Annotated in this window: 21 protein-coding genes and 1 pseudogene; 7 read left to right on the top strand and 15 right to left on the bottom strand. The window is 42.6% G+C overall.

Going from position 1 to position 22,499, the window contains the following annotated elements; translation table 11 throughout:
- Positions 1-50 precede the first annotated feature (50 nt).
- The 7 genes from J1C86_RS05620 to xerS all read left to right on the top strand — a co-directional run bounded on the left by J1C86_RS05620 (position 51) and on the right by xerS (position 5,677).
- Positions 51-749 (top strand): GntR family transcriptional regulator, encoded by a 699-nt coding sequence (locus tag J1C86_RS05620; RefSeq protein WP_002909746.1) that lies wholly within the window; start codon positions 51-53, stop codon positions 747-749.
- Between the two features lie 152 nt (positions 750-901).
- Entirely contained in the window at positions 902-1,234 is a 333-nt protein-coding gene (locus J1C86_RS05625; protein ID WP_032907526.1) for a putative DNA-binding protein, read from the top strand.
- Positions 1,235-1,236: 2 nt separating this feature from the next.
- Complete coding sequence (locus J1C86_RS05630; RefSeq protein ID WP_125407184.1) at positions 1,237-1,452, top strand: 2-oxoglutarate:acceptor oxidoreductase; 216 nt, start codon at positions 1,237-1,239, stop codon at positions 1,450-1,452.
- A gap of 28 nt (positions 1,453-1,480) precedes the next feature.
- On the top strand, positions 1,481-3,055 hold the full coding sequence (gene ffh / locus J1C86_RS05635; protein ID WP_002906577.1) for a signal recognition particle protein: 1,575 nt from the start codon (positions 1,481-1,483) through the stop codon (positions 3,053-3,055).
- A gap of 78 nt (positions 3,056-3,133) precedes the next feature.
- A complete protein-coding gene (locus J1C86_RS05640) occupies positions 3,134-3,934 on the top strand; it encodes an alpha/beta hydrolase (RefSeq protein ID WP_125407181.1) in 801 nt (266 codons plus the stop codon).
- 52 nt (positions 3,935-3,986) lie between these two features.
- Positions 3,987-4,430 (top strand): MepB family protein, encoded by a 444-nt coding sequence (locus tag J1C86_RS05645; protein ID WP_125407178.1) that lies wholly within the window; start codon positions 3,987-3,989, stop codon positions 4,428-4,430.
- A 176-nt stretch (positions 4,431-4,606) separates the two neighbouring features.
- Positions 4,607-5,677: a tyrosine recombinase XerS gene (gene xerS / locus J1C86_RS05650; RefSeq protein WP_125407175.1), complete on the top strand. Its 1,071-nt coding sequence runs from the start codon at positions 4,607-4,609 to the stop codon at positions 5,675-5,677.
- A 77-nt stretch (positions 5,678-5,754) separates the two neighbouring features.
- On the opposite strand, the gene J1C86_RS05655 is transcribed toward xerS, so the two are convergent.
- From J1C86_RS05655 to J1C86_RS05725, 15 genes and pseudogenes are all read right to left on the bottom strand, one after another.
- On the bottom strand, positions 5,755-6,393 hold the full coding sequence (locus tag J1C86_RS05655) for a hypothetical protein (RefSeq protein WP_125407172.1): 639 nt from the start codon (positions 6,391-6,393) through the stop codon (positions 5,755-5,757).
- A gap of 165 nt (positions 6,394-6,558) precedes the next feature.
- Positions 6,559-7,548: a lipoate--protein ligase gene (locus J1C86_RS05660; protein ID WP_125407169.1), complete on the bottom strand. Its 990-nt coding sequence runs from the start codon at positions 7,546-7,548 to the stop codon at positions 6,559-6,561.
- A gap of 66 nt (positions 7,549-7,614) precedes the next feature.
- On the bottom strand, positions 7,615-9,318 hold the full coding sequence (gene lpdA, locus J1C86_RS05665; protein WP_125407166.1) for a dihydrolipoyl dehydrogenase: 1,704 nt from the start codon (positions 9,316-9,318) through the stop codon (positions 7,615-7,617).
- Between the two features lie 78 nt (positions 9,319-9,396).
- Positions 9,397-10,440, bottom strand: a complete 1,044-nt coding sequence (locus J1C86_RS05670) for a dihydrolipoamide acetyltransferase (RefSeq protein ID WP_061591774.1) — start codon at positions 10,438-10,440, stop codon at positions 9,397-9,399.
- Between the two features lie 459 nt (positions 10,441-10,899).
- Positions 10,900-11,892: an alpha-ketoacid dehydrogenase subunit beta gene (locus J1C86_RS05675; RefSeq protein ID WP_009660433.1), complete on the bottom strand. Its 993-nt coding sequence runs from the start codon at positions 11,890-11,892 to the stop codon at positions 10,900-10,902.
- An 18-nt stretch (positions 11,893-11,910) separates the two neighbouring features.
- Complete coding sequence (locus tag J1C86_RS05680) at positions 11,911-12,879, bottom strand: thiamine pyrophosphate-dependent dehydrogenase E1 component subunit alpha (protein ID WP_125407160.1); 969 nt, start codon at positions 12,877-12,879, stop codon at positions 11,911-11,913.
- A 222-nt stretch (positions 12,880-13,101) separates the two neighbouring features.
- Positions 13,102-14,268: an ATP-grasp domain-containing protein gene (locus J1C86_RS05685; RefSeq protein WP_009660321.1), complete on the bottom strand. Its 1,167-nt coding sequence runs from the start codon at positions 14,266-14,268 to the stop codon at positions 13,102-13,104.
- A gap of 12 nt (positions 14,269-14,280) precedes the next feature.
- Entirely contained in the window at positions 14,281-15,021 is a 741-nt protein-coding gene (locus J1C86_RS05690; RefSeq protein ID WP_009660368.1) for an esterase family protein, read from the bottom strand.
- A 32-nt stretch (positions 15,022-15,053) separates the two neighbouring features.
- A complete protein-coding gene (locus J1C86_RS05695) occupies positions 15,054-15,878 on the bottom strand; it encodes an alpha/beta hydrolase (protein ID WP_002902923.1) in 825 nt (274 codons plus the stop codon).
- A gap of 115 nt (positions 15,879-15,993) precedes the next feature.
- Positions 15,994-17,328: a methylenetetrahydrofolate--tRNA-(uracil(54)-C(5))-methyltransferase (FADH(2)-oxidizing) TrmFO gene (gene trmFO / locus J1C86_RS05700; RefSeq protein ID WP_125407157.1), complete on the bottom strand. Its 1,335-nt coding sequence runs from the start codon at positions 17,326-17,328 to the stop codon at positions 15,994-15,996.
- A 93-nt stretch (positions 17,329-17,421) separates the two neighbouring features.
- Positions 17,422-17,916, bottom strand: a complete 495-nt coding sequence (locus J1C86_RS05705; RefSeq protein WP_125407155.1) for a phosphoribosylanthranilate isomerase — start codon at positions 17,914-17,916, stop codon at positions 17,422-17,424.
- 57 nt (positions 17,917-17,973) lie between these two features.
- The gene (gene topA, locus J1C86_RS05710) at positions 17,974-20,067 is read right to left on the bottom strand and encodes a type I DNA topoisomerase (RefSeq protein ID WP_125407153.1); all 2,094 of its coding nucleotides are present in this window, start codon (positions 20,065-20,067) and stop codon (positions 17,974-17,976) included.
- Between the two features lie 84 nt (positions 20,068-20,151).
- Complete coding sequence (gene dprA / locus J1C86_RS05715; protein WP_002904500.1) at positions 20,152-20,994, bottom strand: DNA-processing protein DprA; 843 nt, start codon at positions 20,992-20,994, stop codon at positions 20,152-20,154.
- 118 nt (positions 20,995-21,112) lie between these two features.
- Entirely contained in the window at positions 21,113-21,679 is a 567-nt protein-coding gene (locus tag J1C86_RS05720; protein ID WP_125408886.1) for a sugar O-acetyltransferase, read from the bottom strand.
- Positions 21,655-22,497: pseudogene (locus tag J1C86_RS05725) on the bottom strand (PRD domain-containing protein). Before J1C86_RS05725 ends, J1C86_RS05720 begins: the two are co-directional and overlap by 25 nt.
- Between the last annotated feature and the right edge of the window lie 2 nt (positions 22,498-22,499).

The following is a 22,499-nucleotide window of genomic DNA, read 5'->3' on the forward strand; positions in this document are numbered from 1 at the left end:
TATTTGGTACTAAAATAAAGGAAGGTACCAAATAAGAAAGAAGAGCCGACATGTTACCCGCATATATCAAAATTCATGATCAGATTAAGAAAGACATCGACGATGCCGTTTGGGAGATTGGAGAGCGCCTGCCCAGTGAGCGAGATCTAGCCGAAACCTTTAAGGTCAGCCGTATGACCCTGCGTCAGGCCATCACGCTCTTGGTTGAGGAGGGAGTGCTGGAGCGTCGGGTCGGTAGTGGCACCTTCGTTGCCAGTACACGTGTTCAGGAGAAAATGCGCGGCACCACCAGCTTCACAGAAATCATGAAGGCGCAAGGCAAAACGCCATCCAGCCAGCTTATTTCTTATCGGCGTACCCTGCCGAGTGAGCAGGAAGTGGAGAAGCTAGGCATCCATAAGACGGAAAATGTCATTCGGATGGAGCGGGTTCGCTACGCTGACGATTTGCCGGTGGTTTACGAGGTGGCTTCAATTCCAGAGAAGTTCATTAAGAATTTTAAAAAAGAAGAGGTGACCAGTCATTTCTTCCAGACCTTGCAGGAACATGGCTATAAGATCGGCAAGTCTCAGCAGACCATTTATGCTCGACTGGCTAAGGAAAAAATCGCCAATTACCTTGATATTCCCCGCGGTCATGCTATATTAGGACTGACTCAGATTTCTTACTTTGATGACGGCACAGCTTTTGAATATGTAAAAAGCCAGTATGTCGGCGATCGTTTTGAATTTTATTTAGAAAACAATTAATTATTGCAAGACTCTTGGTTATCACTAAGAGTTTTTAACTTGTCTTTTACTCGGCAGAAAAAGCTGATTGACCTTTTGCAATCTCATATTTCGAGTGTTTATTTCCCTTGTCAGACTAGAGTTTATCATGCTTTTCTGGTATAATGTTTCTTATGGAAATTGAAAAAACAAACCGAATGAATGCTCTCTTTGAGTTTTATGCGGCGCTTTTGACTGACAAGCAGATGAACTATATTGAACTCTACTATGCAGATGATTACAGTCTGGCGGAGATTGCCGAGGAGTTTGGTGTTAGCCGTCAGGCCGTTTATGATAATATCAAGCGGACAGAGAAGATTCTGGAAGACTATGAGAAAAAGCTGCACATGTACTCGGACTACATTGTCAGAAGTCAGATATTTGACCAGATTACAGAGAAATACCCTGACGACAGCTATCTTCAGGAGCAGATTGGGATTCTGTCTGGTATTGACAACCGAGAGTGACCATGCCTAAACAAGTTATCTACAAGGGAATGACTTGCTGGTTGTTAGAGTTGGAAGAATCTTTTCCTGCTAGGGTACAACTCATCTCCCCTGACGATCTTTCTAAGGCAATGCAAGAAGGCTTCAGCTGCTGGGGCTACCCTAATGAGATTATGAAAGAAGTCTCTGCTGAGGAATACGCTTGTTTAACTCGTTTTGGAAAATTTCCACTGAATTGATTGAAATAGAAACTAGGAGAAATAAAAAATGGCATTTGAAAGTTTAACGGAACGTTTGCAGAACGTCTTTAAAAATCTGCGCAGAAAAGGAAAAATCTCAGAGAGCGATGTTCAGGAAGCAACCAAAGAGATTCGTCTGGCCCTTTTAGAAGCTGACGTTGCCCTGCCAGTTGTCAAAGACTTTATCAAGAAAGTCCGTGAGCGCGCTGTCGGTCATGAGGTTATCGACACCCTCAATCCAGCGCAACAGATTATCAAGATTGTTGACGAAGAGCTGACAACTATCCTTGGCTCTGATACTGCCGAGATTATCAAGTCACCAAAGATTCCAACTATTATCATGATGGTTGGTCTGCAAGGGGCTGGTAAGACTACTTTTGCCGGTAAGCTTGCTAATAAGCTCAAGAAAGAAGAAAATGCTCGTCCGCTCATGATTGCGGCGGATATTTACCGTCCGGCGGCTATTGATCAGCTGAAAACACTTGGACAGCAAATTGATGTACCTGTTTTTGCTTTAGGTACGGAAGTTCCGGCTGTTGAGATTGTCCGTCAAGGTTTGGAGCAGGCAAAAGCCAACCACAACGACTATGTCTTGATTGATACGGCTGGGCGTCTCCAGATTGACGAAAAGCTTATGCAGGAGCTGTCTGATGTCAAAGCGCTGGCTAATCCGAATGAAATCCTCTTGGTTGTCGATGCCATGATTGGTCAGGAAGCGGCTAATGTCGCTCGTGAATTTAACAGTCAACTGGAAGTGACCGGGGTTATCCTGACCAAGATTGATGGTGATACTCGTGGCGGTGCAGCCTTGTCTGTCCGTCAGATTACTGGTAAGCCTATTAAATTTACTGGTACCGGTGAAAAAATCACTGATATCGAAACCTTCCACCCAGACCGTATGTCCAGCCGGATTTTGGGCATGGGGGACATGCTGACTCTGATCGAAAAAGCCTCTCAAGAATATGATGAGAAAAAATCGCTTGAAATGGCTGAAAAGATGCGGGAAAACACCTTTGATTTCAATGATTTTATTGATCAGTTGGATCAGGTACAAGGCATGGGACCTATGGAAGACTTGCTCAAGCTGATTCCAGGTATGGCCAATAATCCTGCTCTCAAGAATATCAAAGTGGATGAGAAAGAAATTGCCCGCAAACGTGCTATCGTATCCTCTATGACACCGGCTGAGCGAGAAAATCCTGACTTGTTGAGTCCTAGCCGTCGCCGTCGGATTGCCAATGGTTCAGGTAACAGTTTCGTTGATGTCAATAAATTTATCAAAGACTTCAATCAAGCTAAGCAGATGATGCAGGGCGTTCTATCAGGCGATATGAGCAAGATGATGAAGCAAATGGGGCTCAATCCAAACAATATGCCTAAGAACATGCCTGGTGGCGGAGGAATGCCCGACATGTCAGCTCTTGAAGGTATGATGGGCCAAGGCGGTATGCCAGATATGTCAGGCTTAGGAGGAGCCGGCATGCCGGATATGAGCCAAATGTTTGGTGGCGGTCTTAAGGGTAAGGCTGGAGAGTTTCTGATGCGACGCAGCATGAACAAAATGGCCAAGCAAATGAAGAAAAACAAGAAGAAGCGGAAGTAATAACAAAAAAATAAGTCACATAACTAAGTTTTATGTGGCTTGTTTTTGGAAACATCAGATTCAGATACGGAGACTAGAATGAAGCCTTTTTTGACTCAATTGATTCATCGACTTGCTAAAACCTTTCAAAATTTATTAAATAAGCTGCCTTCCCACCCTATTTCTCATCTACCTGCCAGCAAGGTCGAAATATGTCCCATTATCATGATTCCAGGTAGTTCGGCGACAGAGAATCGATTTAATCGAATGGTTAAAAAGCTCAACCGCAATCAGCATCCACGTCATAGTCTTGTGAGGATCAAAGTCTGGAATGATGGACATATGACTTACCGAGGGCATTTGAAGCGCAAGGACAGAACCCCCATTTTTGTGATTGGTTTTCAGAATAATCGTGATGGTTACGAAAATATCAAAAAACAGGCCGCAATGTTTGACGTTGCCTTAACTGTTTTGCGAGAGAAGTATTCTTTTAACAGCTTTAAAGCGCTGGGGCATTCTAACGGTGGTCTGGTTTATACAGTATTCTTGCAGCAATACCTAGCAAACCATTCTGGGTTAGAGATGGAAAAGCTCCTGACTATCGGCAGTCCTTATAATCTAAACAAGAAAAATCTCAATCATCGAGTCCCGATGCTAGATGACTTTGTATCCAACCAGGGAAAACTTCCTAAGAAGCTGCAGCATTTGTCAATTTTGGGAATTTTTTTCCGAGACGGTGACGGAATTGTCCATAAAAGCAGTGTAGAGGCTGGGAGCTTGATTTATAAAGAAAAGATTGCTTCACACAGAGAGGTAGTCATTGTAGGAAAGGATGCTCACCATTCTTCCTTGCCGCAAAATGATCAAGTCATTGATTTGATTAAAGGGTTTTTATTCTAGTAATTATTTTACATAATTTAATTTTGGTAAAAAATAGAAAGGCGATAAAACAATGAAAATGACAGACATTCTTCATAGGTATTATGGTAACTTTGATCTGATAAATGAAAAATGGAATGAAGACTATGAAAGCATTTTGATTAAGCCAAAAAATGATCAAGAATATAAAAGATGTCGTTTGGCAAAGAAAACACCTAAAAAAGAAGGCTACTTTACAGTCTTTTGGAAAAAGGACCAAGGCAACAAGAATATCCCTTATACTGATAAAGACTTAGGTGATGAACTGGTTATTGTCGTCATCGACGACCATCATTGCGGTATATTTATCATTCCCAAAGAGGAGGCTATCAGTAAAAAAATTCTTTCTACAAAGGATTGTAAAGGAAAGGTGGCTATGCGGTTTTATCCGTCCTGGTGCACAAATTTAAATAAAACAGCTCAGGCAACACAAAAATGGCAACTGGATTATTTTCAAAAAATTGAATTAGAAGAATAAGTTTTAGTGAAACAAGACAGAGTCTAATTTCTCAATACTGTCTTGTTTTTATTATCCGTTTTTGTAATAAGGTTGGACTATATATGCCCTCTTACATCTTTCCGAAAAACTATAATTTTCTTGAAAAATATATCTAGATATGCTATACTACTGTTATAGAAAAACGGAGAAATGTGATGAGACGTGAACTGTTGTTAGAAAGAATTGATAAACTCAAGGCTACCATGCCCTGGTACATTCTGGAATATTACCAGTCTAAGCTGGCAGTGCCTTATAGTTTTACAACCTTATACGAATATCTCAAAGAATATGATCGCTTTTTTAACTGGGTGCTAGAATCTGGTATCACGGATGCTTCGCATATTGCTGAGATTCCTCTTTCTGTCTTGGAAAACATGAGCAAGAAAGACATGGAGGCCTTTATTCTTTATCTGCGAGAGCGGCCGCTTCTCAATGCCAACACTACACAAAACGGTGTTTCTCAGACAACTATCAACCGAACTCTGTCAGCTTTGTCCAGCCTCTACAAATATTTGACTGAGGAAGTTGAAAACGAGCAGGGTGAGCCCTACTTCTATCGAAATGTGATGAAAAAGGTTGCTACTAAGAAGAAAAAGGAAACTCTTGCTGCTCGTGCAGAGAATATTAAGCAGAAGCTATTTTTAGGGGATGAGACAGAAGAATTCCTCCAGTATATTGATACGGAGTACCCTAAGAAGCTGTCTAATCGCGCTCTGTCTTCTTTTAACAAGAACAAAGAACGTGATTTAGCCATCATTGCCTTGCTGCTAGCCTCTGGTGTTCGTCTGTCTGAAGCTGTTAATCTAGACCTGAAAGACATCAATCTAAAGATGATGGTCATTGAAGTGACAAGAAAAGGCGGTAAAAGGGACTCTGTCAATGTTGCTGCTTTTGCTAAGCCCTATTTAGAAGAGTATTTGAGCATTCGGAGCAAGCGATACAAGGCCGAAAAGACAGATACAGCCTTCTTTTTGACTGAATACCGCGGCACTCCTAATCGAATCGATGCTTCCAGTGTTGAAAAAATGGTGGCCAAGTATTCTGAGGACTTCAAGGTGCGAGTAACGCCTCACAAACTCCGCCACACGCTTGCTACACGTTTATACGATGCAACCAAATCTCAAGTTCTCGTCAGCCATCAGCTAGGGCATGCTAGCACTCAGGTGACGGACCTCTACACCCACATTGTCAATGACGAGCAAAAGAATGCTTTGGACAAATTGTAATATTACATAATTTAAAATATGTGCATTGAATGATAACAAAAGAGCGAAAATCTATTTTAGATGCTTCGCTCTTTTTCTTATAAAAACTCAATCCAATAATTACGATGGGGTTCAACAATCAACGGTTTGCCCCAGAAGTGCTTGAGATGTTCTAGATTTGCTGCTGTAACTGGTCGATTTTTGGTGTTGTACTTTTCAGCGCTTTCTCTAGTTAGAAAGCATTTGACCGCTTCGTAGGAGCCTTCTGCTGTCTCTCTATTCAGCCCTTCAAAGCTAATTTCATCACCCGGCTGAGGATTATCCGTAAAGAGTTTTCCTATAAAGTAAACTGTCTTACTCTTCATCAGATCGTAAGCCTTGATATTCTCTATTCGATTATTAGCTGCTGCAAACATGATACAAAAGCTGTCTACAAGGTCCTTCAAGGGCATCAGGTCTTCCTTGGGAACGAAGACATCTACCATGTAGAGCCCGCCAATGACTAGGTTTTGGAAAGAAGGTTGCTGAATGACATTATCTAACGCCATACCGAGCGGCAATTCCACGGCTTGATAGCCTGATTTTTCAAATTCTTCTTTCTTTTTCTCATAATCTTCTGGAGATATGCTAACATAAAAGTTGTCTGGATTAGGAGATGGTTTTTTCTTCAGAAAAGCTACAACTGTGCGGTCCAACTGCTCAAACAGACCAAGGCTTTCTACTGGGACTTTCTGCATCAAGACACCTCTTTCTCTGATTCCCTATCATTTTATCATATCTAGTAGATAAAGCCCAGAGAAAACTAGCTGGTTAAGGAAACGTAAGAATGTTGTTGATTTGAAATATATCGTTTACATGAAAAACCAAACTCTTCGAGAGCTTGGTTTTCTTTATGTCATATTTTAACCAACGATAGCTTCGGCAATCTCTTCTCTGCTGATTCCAGCAAAGTAGCGGCTAATATCAATCGTTTCAAGAGCTTTCAGAACATCTTCACGTTCGTATTTAAGGCCGCGCAGCACATCTTCTACTGCTGCTACATCCTCAATACCAAAGAAGTCTCCATAGATTTTAATATCCTGAATCTTGGATTCAACAACATTGGCAAAGATTTCTACCTTACCACTGGTAAACTTAGTGCCACGGCGCACGTTGTATTCAGGCGATTTACCGTAGTTCCAGTCCCAAGTTCCAAACTTGCTATCTCTAATTTGCTTGATTTCTTCCAGTTCTTTCTCGGAAAAGACATATTCTGTCATTTCTGGATATTCTTTCTTCATATAGTCCAGAAGCAGGTCGCGGAATTCTTCGACGGTAATCTTTTCTGGCAATTCATCAACAATATTTGTCACACGTGCACGGACAGATTTAACCCCTTTTGATTCGAACTTGTCTTTAGAAACCTTAAGCGCATTGGCCAAGACAGACAAATCAACATCAAAGAGCAGGCAACCATGGTGCATGATACGGCCATTGATATAGGCCTGCGCATTGCCACAGAACTTCTTGCCATCAATCTCTAAGTCATTACGGCCAGTGAATTCAGCCTTTACTCCAAGCTCTGCCAAGGTGTTGATAACTGGCGTAGAAAAACTCTTGAAGTCAAAAGCACGATCTTCGCTTTCCTTAGAGATAATGGTGTAGTTGAGGTTGTTTAGATCATGATAAACAGCTCCACCGCCGCTAATACGACGTACGACCTCAATGCCATGCTCACGAACATAATCACGGTTGATTTCTTCGATGGTGTTTTGGTGGCGCCCCACAATGATAGAAGGTTTGTTAATCCAGAGCAGGAAAATTTCATCCTCATCCAAGAGGTGTTTGAAAGCATATTCTTCCAGAGCAATATTAAAAGCTGTATCATTTGAGTAGTTAACAATGTATTTCATAAGCTACCTCTTTATACGATAGAGACTGGAACGATGATTTATGCCCAGTCTAATCTATCTTTTAAATTATTTTTTCTTAGGTGAGTGAACTGCCAATCCCAGTACGTCCGCAAATGCTTCGTACATAACTTCTGAGAAGGTTGGATGACCGTGAATGGTCTTAAGCATTTCTTCTACAGTGATTTCCATTTCGATGATGGTTGATGCTTCATTGATCAATTCTGCTGCGGCAGGACCAATGATATGAACACCGAGCACTTCACCATACTTCTTGTCAGCAATGACTTTAACGAAGCCTTGAGCTGCGTCTGAAGCAATAGCACGACCATTAGCAGCGAAGTTAAACTTACCAATCGCTACATCGTATTTCTCACGAGCTTGCTCTTCTGTCAAACCTACTGCTGCTACTTCTGGCAAGGTGTAGATAGCTGCAGGTGTCAGATTGAGTTTAGCAATATGGTGGTTACCTTTCAGAGCATTTTCAGCAGCGACTTCACCCATACGGAAGGCTGCATGAGCCAGCATCTTAGTACCATTGATATCTCCTGGTGCGTAAATACCTGGAACAGAAGTTTCCATGTACTCATTGACCTTGATACGGCCGCGATCCAGTTCGAACTCAACCTCACCAATGCCTTCTAGGTCTGGCACGCGTCCGATAGAAAGCAGGGCCTTATCTGCTAGAATATCTTCCTTTCCTTCAACTTTGATACGAAGTTTGCCGTTTTCTTCGATGATTTCTTCCAACTTAGTTTCAGTTAGAATTGTCATGCCCTTACGCTCCAGGATAAGGCGAAGGTTTTTAGAAACTTCCGCATCCATAGCAGGTACGATACGGTCCATCATTTCGATAACAGTGACTTTTGAGCCAAATGTCATGAAGGCTTGGCCGAGCTCAATACCGACAACACCACCGCCGATAATTACCAGATTTTCTGGCACTTCGTTCATTTCTAGAATATCATCACTGGTCATAACTAGAGTTGATTCCATACCAGGAACATTGATCTTGCTGACTTTGGAACCACCAGCCAAGATAATCTTCTTCGTTTCTAGCAGCTCGCTTCCGTTTACAAGAACATTCTTGTCTTTAGTAATGGTACCAATTCCCTTATGGACATCTACGTCATAGCTACGGAGAAGACCGGCAACACCGCCAACAAGCGTATTGACAACCTTGTTTTTGGTTTCCAGAACCTTGTCCATGTCTACTGTGAAGCTTGGATTTTCAATGATGATACCGCGATTAGCAGCGTGACCAAGGTTTTCAATGATTTCAGCATTGTGCAAGTAAGTCTTAGTAGGGATACAGCCACGGTTCAAGCAGGTTCCGCCTAGCTCAGACTTCTCTACCAAGGCAATTTTACCACCCAGCTGAGCTGCTTTGATAGCCGCTACATAACCAGCAGGTCCGCCACCGATAACAACGATATCGTAAGCATCATCACTCTTATCATCATCTGTATTTGCCGCTGCAGCAGGAGTTGGTGCTTCCGCAGGTGCAGATCCGCCAGCAGTTGGAATGTTTTCTCCTTCTTCTCCCAAGTAACCGATGACTTCCGTTACTGGCACGGTTTCACCGTCACCTTTGAGAATGGCAATCAGGTAGCCGTCTTCTTCAGCTTCCAATTCCATACTGACCTTGTCAGTCATGATTTCCAGAAGGATTTCCCCTTCTTTGACAAATTCGCCGACTTTCTTATTCCATTGGACAATTTGCCCTTCGGTCATATCCACGCCGGCTTTTGGCATAATTACTTCTAAAGCCATTTTTCTTTCCTTTTCTAATTTAATTTTTCACTTGCTGAGTGTTTCGTTTCTTTACTTTTTAAACTAACAAAGAAAATCTTATACCAACATTGAAATTGGATCTTCAATCAAAGCCTTCAAATCCTTCATAAACTTAGCTCCAGCCATTCCGTCAACTACACGGTGGTCGATGGTCAAGCCCAGACTCATAATTGGACGAATAACAATTTCGCCATTAACAACAACAGGTTTCTCTACTGTCGAGCTCACACCCAAGATAGCAGAGTTTGGCTGGTTGATGATTGGACCAAAGGACTGAACGCCAAACATACCCAAGTTACTGATTGTGAAGGTTGAGTTTTGCAGCTCGCTTGGAGCCAACTTGCCTTCCAAAGTACGTCCGATCACATCTTTAAAGGCTACCACAAGCTCTGATAGGCTCATTTTTTCTGCATTGTAGACAACTGGTGTCATCAGGCCGTTATCCATACCGACTGCCATTGAAAGGTTGACATAGTTGTGTGTGATAATGGTCTTGCCATCCTCTGTCAAAGTTGAGTTGAGATAAGGATGCTTCATCAGTGTTTTCACAACAGCCAGCGAAAGCAGGTCTGTAACAGTTACTTTCTTGCCAGTTGCTTCCATGATTGGCTCCAGCACTTTTTTACGCAAGGCCAGCATTTCTGTCATATCAACATCATAGTTAAGTGTGAATGTTGGCGCCGTCAGGTAAGATTCTACCATCCGCTGAGCGATAACCTTCCGCATTGGCGTCATTGGAATACGCTCAATTTCACCGTAAGGAGTGACATTATCAGGCACTTCTTCAACTTTTTCAATTTGAGCAGGAGATTTGATTGTATCGCTCTCAACATTCTCAGGCAAGAAAGCAAGAACATCTTTCTTCATAATCTTGCCACGATGGCCAGTTCCTTGAATCTCTTGCCAAGCAATATTGTGTTCTTGGGCAATTCGTTTTGCCAGTGGTGAAATGCGCACCACATTTGTATCTTTATAAGTTTCCACGTCTTCTTTGTGGACACGACCATTTGCACCTGAGCCAGAAACATCATAGAGGTTGATTCCCAAATCATCCGCTAACTTTCTAGCTGCAGGAGTCGCTCTTAGCTTGTCATCAGCCATGACCTCTCCAATTCTAATTATGATACTAAGGGCGTAAAAAGCGACTGAAAAATAGGAAATCTACGCAAGCTTCGATGAAGCCAAGGAGATTTATCTTTTTTCCGAGCTTTTAGCCCGTGTTCGAATATAAGATATTAAGGACGCAAAGGGCAATGAAAAAATAGGAGATTGACGCTGTGTTCGATGAACACAAGGAAATCTATCTTTTTTCCGAACTTTTAGCCCATGTTCAACTCTACAAGTAACTTGGATACGAAACGTATCTCAAGTTACTACGGTTGTCGCTATCTGCGACCAACCTAGTAGACTTAATAATTCGCTCATCGGATAAAATCGGTCCGAATAGCGATTGTCTGTAATTTGTAAAATTTTAGCTACTTTGACCCTCTACACAAGATTAGATTACATAAAATAATTTATGTAATCTAATTCATAAGAAAGCCTTTTCTTTATTATACCTTATTCTTTATGATATGTCTTCCGAATAGCGTCTTTGATGCTTTCAACTGTCGGAATCATAGCATTTTCCAAGTTTTGTGCATAAGGCATAGGGACATCTTCACCTGCACAGCGGCGGATTGGCGCATCTAGATAGTCAAACGCTTCAGACTCAGAAATAATCGCTGAAATTTCACCAATGTATCCACTTGTTTTGTGGGCATCATTAACCAGAACAACCTTACCAGTCTTCTTAACAGAATTAATGATAATATCCTTATCAAGCGGCACCAATGTACGTGGGTCGACCACTTCTACAGAGATGCCTTCTTCTGCCAATTCTTCCGCTGCCTGCATGACACGGCGAAGCATTTTTCCATAGGTAACAACTGTTACATCGGTACCTTCTTTTTTGATTTCACCTACACCGAGTGGGATTACATACTCAGGATCTAGTGGTACTTCGCCTTTTTGGTTAAATTCAGACTTGTATTCCAGGATAATGACCGGGTTGTTGTCTCGGATAGAAGCCTTAAGGAGACCCTTCATATCAGCAGGAGTTCCTGGAGCGACTACCTTAAGACCTGGAATGTGGGTAAACCAAGACTCTAGAGACTGAGAGTGCTGAGCCGCTGACCCAACTCCATTACCTGCCGCACAACGGACAGTCATTGGGACTTGTCCTTTTCCGCCAAACATATAGCGCGTTTTAGCGGCTTGGTTGACAATAGCATCCATAGCGATTACAGAGAAGTCCATAAAGGTCATGTCTACGATTGGACGCAGCCCTGTCATAGCTGCTCCAGCTGCTGCCCCAGAAATAGCTGCTTCTGAAATCGGACAGTCACGTACACGCTCTGGCCCGAACTCTTCCAGCATACCAACAGATGTTCCGAAATCTCCACCAAAGACTCCGACATCTTCTCCCATCAAGAGTACATTTTCATCACGACGCATTTCCTCAGACATAGCGAGGATAATGGTGTCACGAAAAGACATAGTTTTAGTTTCCATTTTCTTTTTCTCCTCTCTTTAGTCTGCGTAAATATCTTCAAAGGCAGATTCAAGCGGCGGAAATGGGCTCTCTTCTGCGAACTTCACAGATGCTTCTACTGCTTCTTTGACTCCAGCTTGGATAACTTCTAGCTCTTCCTCGCTTGCAATCTTGTTTTCCAGCAAGTATTTACGAAGATTTTCGATTGGATCTTTTTTCTTCCATTCTTCTACTTCTTCACGAGTACGGTATTTACCTGGGTCAGAAGACGAATGTCCCAACCAACGATAGGTCACACTCTCGATTAAGACAGGTCCTTTACCACTGCGAACATGCTCCACAGCCTTTTGGAAGCCCTCATAGACATCCAGAACATTATTGCCATCTTCGATGAACATACCTGGAATGCCATAAGCTGCACTGCGCTCGTGGATATGCTCTACATTGGTCATTTTCTTGATGTCAGCAGAAATACCATAGCCGTTATTGATACAATAGAAAATAACGGGTAGATTCCAGATAGAAGCCATGTTGACTGCTTCGTGGAAGACACCTTCGTTGGTAGCACCGTCACCAAAGAAGCAGACAACAATCTTACCTGTCTTATGCATTTGCTGGGCCAGAGCTGCTCCAACAGCAATTCCCATGCCACCCCCCACAATACCATTGGCACCAAGGTTTCCGGCATCTAGGTCAGCAATATGCATAGAGCCGCCTTTTCCTTTACAGGTCCCGGTGTATTTCCCTAGGATTTCCGCCATCATTTCATTGAGGTTGATTCCTTTGGCGATAGCTTGACCGTGCCCCCGGTGGTTAGAAGTCAGTAAATCATCCTCATTTAAGGCCAGCATAGCACCGACATTGGCTGCTTCCTCACCTACTGAGAAGTGAGTCATCCCAGGGACCTTTCCTTTTTTTACAAGTTGAGCAATTTTTAAGTCCATACGACGGATTTCTTCCATCTTACGGAACATCTCTAACAAAAGATTTTTATCTAAAGTTGCCATTTTTTTGCCTTTCTAAGCATAATTCTTCTATTTAATTCTATCTAAAGCTGTAAGCACTGTCAAAACTTTTGCTCACTTGAATTTCACAAAGAAAAACCAGTCAATCCTTTGGATAAACTGGTTTTAGACACCAAAATAGAAATTTCACAAACTTTTTGTGCTAGAGTAGTTTTTACTATTTTGAAACTGTTATACGAAAATAATCATAGAGCATGCTTTTGATTAGTCTGCCTGTTTAGCAAAATCTGCAATCATCTGCTCCATTTGCTCACGGCTTGGTGTTGTTAGCATATAGAGGTAGTCACCTTGAAGCTCCGCAAATGCAGCCGGCATGTCTTTTTTAACCTTGAAGTTATCTCTGTATTTCTCCAGCAAGTCAGCCTCAGGGTAAGCATAGTTTGTCGATGCACGGCGCGAGGTTGCCAAACAATACAGTGGCTCCATGTGAGCAGCTGGGAAAGGCTCTCCTGCTACAATCGCTGCGTAGCCTCTGTAAAGATCGATTGAGTGGGCGAAATTATAGACATCAATGGTAAAACCACCTGCTGGACGGTTATTGTACTCAATGGCTACATAATCATCACCTTCGCGGAAGAACTCAATATGGAAAAAGCGTTCTTTCATGCCGAAGATTTTGACAATCGCTTCTCCATATGCACGGAGTTTGGGATCCATATCCTTGAGAACGTAGTAGGAATTGTCCATCTTATAGATCATCAAATCCAGCGGTGTATGAGCATAGTCAAAGGTGGTCGAAAAGACGATCTGACCGTCCTTATCTACCAAACCGTCAAAAGTACAGATTTCGCCAGACTGGACAAACTTTTCAAAGAAATAAGCTGTCTGATGATCCCATTCTTGCTTGAAACGTTCAACATCTTCTGCTGTTTCCAATTTAAAGGTCGCAGCTGCCCCCACTCCATTATCAGGCTTGGCAATCAAAGGCAGACCAAGTTTCTTGACAGCCAAATCAGCGCCTGCTTCTGTATTGACAATCTGACCAGGTACGACTGGAACGCCTGCTTTTTTAAAGAGTTTCTTCATTTCTGATTTGAACTTGGTCTTTTTCAAGTCTTTTGGCTTCGCTCCAAATACATTGAATTGCTCACGCAACTCAGCGTCCAGTTCTAGCCAGTATTCATTATGTGACTCAATCCGATCGATAGGTCCATGCTTGTAGAAGAGAAAGGCCACCGCTCTTTTTACTTCGTCAAGATTTTCAAGATTTTCTACTCTAAAGTATTCAGTCAATGAATCCTTCAAAGGCTGGTCTAGCTGGTCATAAGGCTCCTGACCGATTCCCAGAACAGTGATTCCTTTGTTAGCCAGCTCCACTGTAAACTGCTGAAAATTTTGTGGATAATAGGGAGAAATAACGATATAATTCATAGGAAACCTCCTTTAAAGATTGAGTTCATTGAGGAAATAAGGCATTTGCTTACGCCACCAAATCCAGTCATGGGAAACATCATGACCCCATTCGGCAAACCAAGCTGGAATATTCTTATGCTCAAAAGCTTCTTTCAGCGTGTAGAAGGAAGGCAGGCCATCCTGCTCCCAGTCACCCAAGCCAGTACAAACGATAATATCAGCCTGTCGATAGCGGTCAATAAACCAGCCATCATTTTGATTCCAGATATAGTCTGCTGGAGAGTTTTGATAAATGACTTCGTCATTCAAATTGTCACCAACAAAGAAACGTGCATCATAGACACCACTGAGGGCAATCACTTTATTGAAAACATCTGGATGCTGCAGGAAGAAATTAAGGGCATGATAAGCACCCATGGAGCAGCCTGTCGTCATCATAGGGTCAAACCAACCTGTCTTATGCTTGACAAACGGAATCGCCTCTTCAATGACATAACGCTCATAGGCACGATGCATTTCTGCTCGGTCGTGAGGATGCTTCCAGTCCGCCAACCAACTCTCGCTATCAACGCTGCTGAGAGTGAAAAACTGGACTTTACCAGCCTCAATAAAACCTGCACAGGCCTCAATCATGCCAAAATCAGCATACTCATTATGGCTGCCGCCTGATGATGCGAAGACTATAATTGGGAGTCCAGCGTGGCCATAGCGATTGACATACATTTCACGGCCTAGATTGCCGCTCCAATGACTTAAAAATTCTACATGCATAGTTTCTACCTCTTTCTCACTGTTTGACTAGATTACCATTTTTCGCTGATAAAACGGAAACAGTCTGGCAAGTGCTCTGCCCAAGCGATTTCATTGTGAATAGCTCCAGACTGGATCTTAATCTGAATATTGGACAAATCAACCCCAGATACAAGTAACTGCCGGAAATAGCTGAGCGATGAATCAATATAGGCCTGCTTGATGTTACCAGCCATCAATGTCTTATCTGTATCATCAGCCTCTTCTGTTCCAACATAAATGAAAACTCGCTGGTCAGCCTGAAGTGTCTTTCTCTCAATATAACGGTCAAAAGCTTCCTGATGCAGCCAATTAGCTGATGAAAAAATCCCCAGACAACCAATCTGATCTTGGTATTCAACACCGATAAACTGGCTGATATTTCCCCCAAGAGAGGAACCAATCATAGCTGTATGCAGCCGATCCGACTTGGTCCGATAATGCTGGTCAATGAAAGGCTTGACGACTTCCATGACAAACTCCGCATACTCCGTTCCCTTGCCGCCAAACTGAATGCCGGGAATATTGGACTCTTGGAACTTCCATGCTGAATACTCATTCATCCGCCGTTGACCATCGTTATCAATAGCCACGACAATCATTTTTTCAATATCTGGATTACGCTTGATTGTCGGAATCACCTTCCACGAATGGCCGCTGAAAGACTCCTTGCTATAGAGAACGTTTTGGCCGTCGTGAAAATAAACGACTGGATACGTCTTATTTGTGTCCTGGCTATAGTTTTTTGGAAGTAAGACGCGGACACGGCGTTTTTGCTTAGTATAAGGAACGACCAACTCATGTGTTTTCATTTCAAGATAAAAATAGGATTTATTCATTTTCAGAAAACTTTCTATTTTCAAAATTTTTATTTATTATATCACAAATTAAGCAAAAAAGTTAGGGATTTCCTAACTTTTTGATGATTTTTATTAGATAATGATAGAAAATAGATTATTTCTCCAAATAAGGCTGTAAATCCTGCAGGGCGCGCTCAGCAATCTTCTCATAGCGCTCTTTCTTGTCACGAATCCGAGGGCCGTCCAGTTCTTTGATAATGCCAAAATTGACATTCATGGGTTGGAAATGCTTGCTGTCAGCATGGGTAACATAATGCGGCAGGCTACCAATAGCTGTTGTTTCTGGAAAAACAAGTGCTTCTTCTCCTTTGAAGAGTCGAGCGGCATTGATACCAGCAACCAGACCAGAAGCTGCAGACTCAACATAGCCTTCGACGCCAGTCATTTGACCTGCAAAGAAAAGATTTGGCTGTTTCTTAGAGCGGAAAGTCTGTTCCAGCAGATTTGGAGAGTCCATATAGGAGTTTCGATGCATGACACCATAGCGGATAAATTCTGCATTCTCAAGGCCAGGAATCATTTGAAAGACCCGCTTTTGCTCCCCCCACTTGAGATGAGTTTGGAAGCCAACGATATTGTAAAGACTACCTGCTGCATTGTCCTGACGAAACTGCACTACAGCGTATGGCGTCTTATATTCACCATCTCGAGGCCCTTGGTAGTCATCTGGATATTCTAAACCAACCGGCTTCATCGGACCATAAAGCATGGTTTTGATACCTCGCTTAGCCATGACTTCAATAGGCATGCAGCCTTCAAAGTATTTTTCTTTTTCAAAGGAATTGAGCGGTGCTTCCTCGGCATTGACCAAAGCATCATGGAAATCCATAAATTCTTGCTTGGTCATGGGTGCGTTGAGATAGGCAGCTTCGCCCTTATCATAGCGGGATTTGAGATAGACCTTGGTCATATCAATGGTATTGACATCGATGATTGGCGCTGCTGCGTCGTAGAAATAAAAACCGTCGCCTCCATTGAGCGCGTGGATTTTTTCAGCCAAAGTATCGCTGGTCAAGGGCCCTGTCGCAATGACTGTGATGGCATCTTCAGGAATTTCAGTGATTTCTTCGCGAATGACCTCAATCAATGGATGGTTGGTCACTAGCTCCGTCACCAGCTGCGAAAAGCCTTCTCTATCAACCGCTAGAGCACCACCTGCTGGCACCCGAGTTGCCTCTGCTGACTTTAAGATGACCGAGTCCAACCGTCGCATTTCTTCCTTGAGCAGACCGACTGCATTGGTCAGCGCATCTCCTCGCAAAGAGTTAGAGCAAACCAGTTCTGCAAAGTCCGCAGTTTTGTGTTGAGGAGTTGACTTAACACCCCGCATTTCATAGAGTTTGACTGGGATGCCACGCTTGGCAATCTGGTAAGCTGCTTCACTGCCAGCCAGACCAGCACCGATAACATTGATATAGGATGATGACATGATTCTCTCCCTTGGATATTTCTAGATTTTCACTCTGACCATTATAACAAAAAGATAGTAAAAAAGACAGACAGGAGGATTCCCGTCTGTCCATCATTTTGTCATTTTTTCCAAGTAAGCAATCTTAGCAAAATCCTTATGATTGTTATTTTCATTTCGATAAGAATCTTGGGAAGAAGCACGGTAGATAGCTAAAAACTGCTCCGCAGTCGGCAGTAGAAATTCAACACCTTCAACTTCTTTTCGAGTCAACTTCTCTAGCGGCACACCTGAAAATGCCTCCAAGGTTTCCATGGCTCCGAATTCAACAGATAAACCTTCCTTTTGAAATTCATGCTCGTGCAGGTCAACCAAATGATAGCCTAGCCGCTCCATCATGGATTCAATCTTATCCATATCATAAATTCGTTCTTCATCTGGCGCTTCCCAGCCACGCTCATCACCGTGAACATGAATATCAATATCACGAGCCTGCCAGTCCTGACCAGTAGTCTGTTCGAGCCCCAAGGAGCCCATTAGTAGTGGCACAATTCCCATCTTGTTCAGTTGAGCCGCGATTTTTAGAAATTCTGCAAATTTATCTGTCATAAAACTGCACCTCTTCTTTAGAAAAATGTTTTACGTAATATAAATTATGTAAAAAAACTATTTCACTTTTTCTTCTTCATAATCGCCGTTGCTGCAGACCACTTGCTTGCCGCCACCACGTACTTTCTTTTCAATCAGATAATGGTCACATTTTGGACAGTTCCGACCAACTGGCTTGTCCCAAGATGTGAAATCACAGTCTGGATAACGATCACAGCCATAAAAAATGCGATTTCGCTTAGTCTTACGCTCGATAACTTGACCTTTCTGGCACTGTGGACAGGTCACGCCGATTTCCTTGACGATAGCCTGAGTGTGACGGCAGTCTGGGAAATTACTGCAGGCGTAGAACTTGCCAAATCGACCTAACTTAATGACCATCGGACTGCCACAGACTTCACAATCAAAACCAGCTGGTTCATCCTTGATTTGGATTTTCTCCATTTCGGTCTCGGCTTTAGCGACTTCCTTTTCAAAAGGTCGATAAAACTCGTCAATGACCTTCTGCCACTGTTCTTTCCCGACTTCTACATCATCCAGCTTCGCTTCCATTTCAGCTGTAAATTTCACATTTACGATGCCTGGGAAGAATTCGACAATCAATGAATTGACAATCTCACCTAATTCCGTCGGCTCAAAGCGCTTGGAAACCAGCTTAACGTAATATCGTTTCTGAATGGTTTCAATGGTCGGTGCATAGGTAGACGGACGACCAACACCATTTTCTTCTAAAGTCTTGATGAGAGTCGCTTCAGAATAACGAGCAGGCGGCTGGGTAAAGTGCTGTTCTGGATTGGTATTAACACGCTTGACTGTATCCCCCTTTTCCATATCCGGCAGCATTTTATTCTTGTCAGAGTCATTGTAAATAGCTAGATAGCCATCAAACTTGACCTGACTGCCGTTGGCAGCAAATTGGACACCATTTTGCCCCAGCTTGACATTCATAGTATCAAAGACTGCTGCTGTCATTTGGCTGGCTACAAAACGGTTCCAAATCAGCGTATAGAGCTTAAGTTGATCCTTGTCCAGATACTTTGCGATGCTTTCCGGTGTATTGAAAACGCTGGAAGGACGAATAGCCTCGTGGGCATCTTGAGCGCCAGAAGCGTTCTTAGCCTTACTGCCATGTTTGGAATATTTAGCACCAAATTTATCCGTGATAAAGCTTGCTGCTTCATTTTGTGCTACTGGACTGATACGAGTCGAGTCGGTACGCATATACGTAATCAGACCTTGTACGCCAGAACCGATATTAATCCCCTCATAGAGCTGCTGAGCCACCATCATGGTCTTACGAGTCCGGAAATTAATCTTATTAGCAGCATCCTGCTGCATAGAGGAAGTCGTGTAGGGTAGCGGAGCATTGCGTCGACGCTCCTTCTTTTCGACACTTTCAACTGTAAAGTCATCACCCTTTAGGTAAGACAGAACTTCTTTGACCTCATCGTTGTTGGTCAGCTTCATCTTTTTACCATTCATACCATAGAAGCTGGCCTGGAACTGACGACTTCCTTTCTTGAAGGTTCCGTCAATTGTCCAGTATTCTTCTGGTTTGAAGGCATTAATTTCATTTTCTCGGTCGATAATCAGCTTGAGGGCGACAGACTGCACCCGACCAGCTGACAAACCTTTTTTGACTTTCTTCCAGAGAATAGGAGAAATGGAATAACCAACCAAGCGATCCAGAACTCGGCGAGCCTGCTGCGCATCGACTAGATCCATATCAATCTGGCGCGGCTCTTTAAATGCATTCTTGACCGCATCTTTGGTGATTTCATTAAAGACGACGCGGTTTTTTTCTTTCTCATCCAGATTCAGAATGTGAGCCAGATGCCAAGAAATAGCTTCTCCTTCGCGGTCCGGGTCACTTGCCAGAAAGACTTGCTTAGCTTTCTTCGCTTCTTTTTTTAAGTCATTAATCAAGGGACCTTTGCCACGAATATTGATGTATTGCGGCTCATAGTTGTTCTCAAAATCAATGGACATAGTAGACTTTTTCAGGTCACGAATATGCCCGACACTGGCTAAAACCTTATAATTTCGTCCCAGATATTTTTCTATTGTTTTTGCCTTAGCAGGCGACTCTACGATGACAAGATTTTTCTTGGTCGTAGACTTTTTCTTTGTTTTTGTTACCAATTTAGACACCTTCTATAAGAAATAAATCTCATAGAGTTTAAACTATTTTTTGATAGATGTCAACTACTAACTTTTCTTATAGGAAAACTTGTTTTAAAAATCAAACTCAGAAAGGACGTCAGAGCCTGATGTGATGCACTTTGCGCCCTCTTGAATCAAATGATGGCAACCGTCAGATTTTCCATCTAAAATTGACCCTGGAATAGCAAAGACATCCCGCCCTTCTTCCATGGCTCGCTCACAGGTAATCAGGCTGCCTGAGCGCATCTTGGCTTCTGCCACGATGACGCCTCGACATAGACCGGCGATGATACGATTTCGCTCTGGAAAATGAAATTTCAAGGGCTGTTCACCTGGACCATACTCTGTCAGCAATAAATGATTTTTTCCAATGTAAGCTTGTAGTTTTTTGTTGGCCTTAGGATAAAAGACGTCTAATCCAGTACCAATGACAGCAATGGTCTGACCTCCGTTTTGCAGGGCAGCCATGTGAGCCGCTGTATCAACCCCTCGAGCCAGGCCACTGACGATAACCAATTCATTGTTTAGCTCTTTGATAATCTTTTGTACAGAGGCATTTCCTTGCTTACTGCTGTCTCGACTGCCAACGACTGCAGCCTTGGGCAATTCTAGTAGATTTAGATTTCCCTGATAGAACAGCAAGGTCGGGGCATCATAAATCTCGCATAAATCCCAAGGGTAAATATCATCCAAGATAGAAAAGGACGGAAAAAGTTCAAATTCTTCCTTCAAAGCCGGCAAATCAAGCCTCTTGTATTTCTCAATAAAGAGAGCAGGATTGCGGCACTCAGATACGACAGCCTTATCTCGCAGAGAAAGCTTGCCATCTCTACTCTCAGCGTATCTCAAAACATTTAAAACCTGATGATTGGTCAAGCCAGCTTTTTTCATTTTATAAATTTCAAAATTATTCATTTTTTCACCTCACTTTCTTATTCGTAAAAAGTTCAAAAAAAGAACTGCAGTACAGTTCCTTCCTTATGATTTTATTTAATTTGATGTTGTCAATAGCTGGTCTCTTTGCCTATTGCCTTTAACACTCTTTATGAACAGGGATTTCCTTAATAATCTTAGCAGGATTGCCAGCCAAGACTACATTGTCACCAAAAGACTTGGTCACAACCGCTCCTGCTCCAACTACCACATTATCTCCTAGCGTCACGCCTGGCAGAATCGTCACACCTCCGCCAGCCCAGAAGTTATCACCAATAGTGATTGGTGCTCCGTACTCAATTCCGGAATTTCTTTCCACTGGATCAAGTGGATGAAGAGGTGTCAGAAACTGGCAATTTGGACCAAGCATAGCATTGTCTCCGATGCGAATCGGGCAAACGTCCAGCATAGTCAGATTCCAGTTAGAACAAAAATTCTCTCCTAGATGAATATTGATTCCATAATCACAGACCAAATCAGGCTTCATAGCAAGATTCTCTCCTGTGCAGCCAAACCATTCTTTGATAATAGCACTTCTCTTGTCGCTGTCTTGCTCTTGGTTAAAACGATATTGAAATTCTTTGGATCGAGCTCTAATTTTTCTTAAATCTTCGTCTTGCGGTCTGTAAATCTCTCCAGCAATCATTTTTTCGTATTCGCTTCGCATGGCATCCTCCTTTTCATGCGTGACAAATGGATGGTCAGGTAAAGTTGTTCATCCCCTGATGTTTGGTAATTTCTGGTTTGCTTTAAAAATTCAGCAATCTTCCTAGTTGTCTCATAAGCCAAGGGGTACTTACATTTAAGTAAGCCAAACATCTCATTGTCCTCCAAGTCACGGTGTCCATTATCAGTCAGGACTCTCTCACAGAAAAATTTTAGATGGGTCATAAAGCGCTCAAGGTAAATATCTTCCTCGTCTAAAGAAATTTCCAAACTGTACTTGACAATGGTCATGATTTCCTCCATCATCATAGTCAAATCACGCGCGGTTCCGTCGCCATTTTCCAACTCTGCATTGACCAAGGTCAGCGCCATAAAAGCTGCTTCATCATCTGGAAGTTCCTTGCTGACATAAGCACTCAAAAGCTGTTTGGCATACTGACCAACCTCAAACTCTATAGGAAAAAAGCGTCTCATATCCCACATAAGGAAATTCTTGAGGTAAATATCATCTTCCAAGCGCAGCAAGACTCCGTGGATATGATCTGCCATCGCCAGAAAAGCAGTGTCTTTGAGCTTCTTCTGCAGTTTCTCCCTTGCGAAAGAAATAACATTATCCGACATTTCCATGACCTCTGCTGGCAACTCCATCAGAAGCTAGCGTCTATTTTCTGACAAGACATACTTTTTCTCAATCAGCTCATCTGGAATCTCCTGGCCAACTTTTCGACCAAAGGCCAGTCCTCGTCCCATGAGAATAACTTCTTCTTGGTCTTCTTCAGAAATCACCACATTATTGTTTAAGATTTTACTGATTAGCATGC

Source organism: Streptococcus sanguinis, from assembly GCF_050220005.1.
Classification (GTDB): Bacteria; Bacillota; Bacilli; order Lactobacillales; family Streptococcaceae; genus Streptococcus; species Streptococcus sanguinis_Z.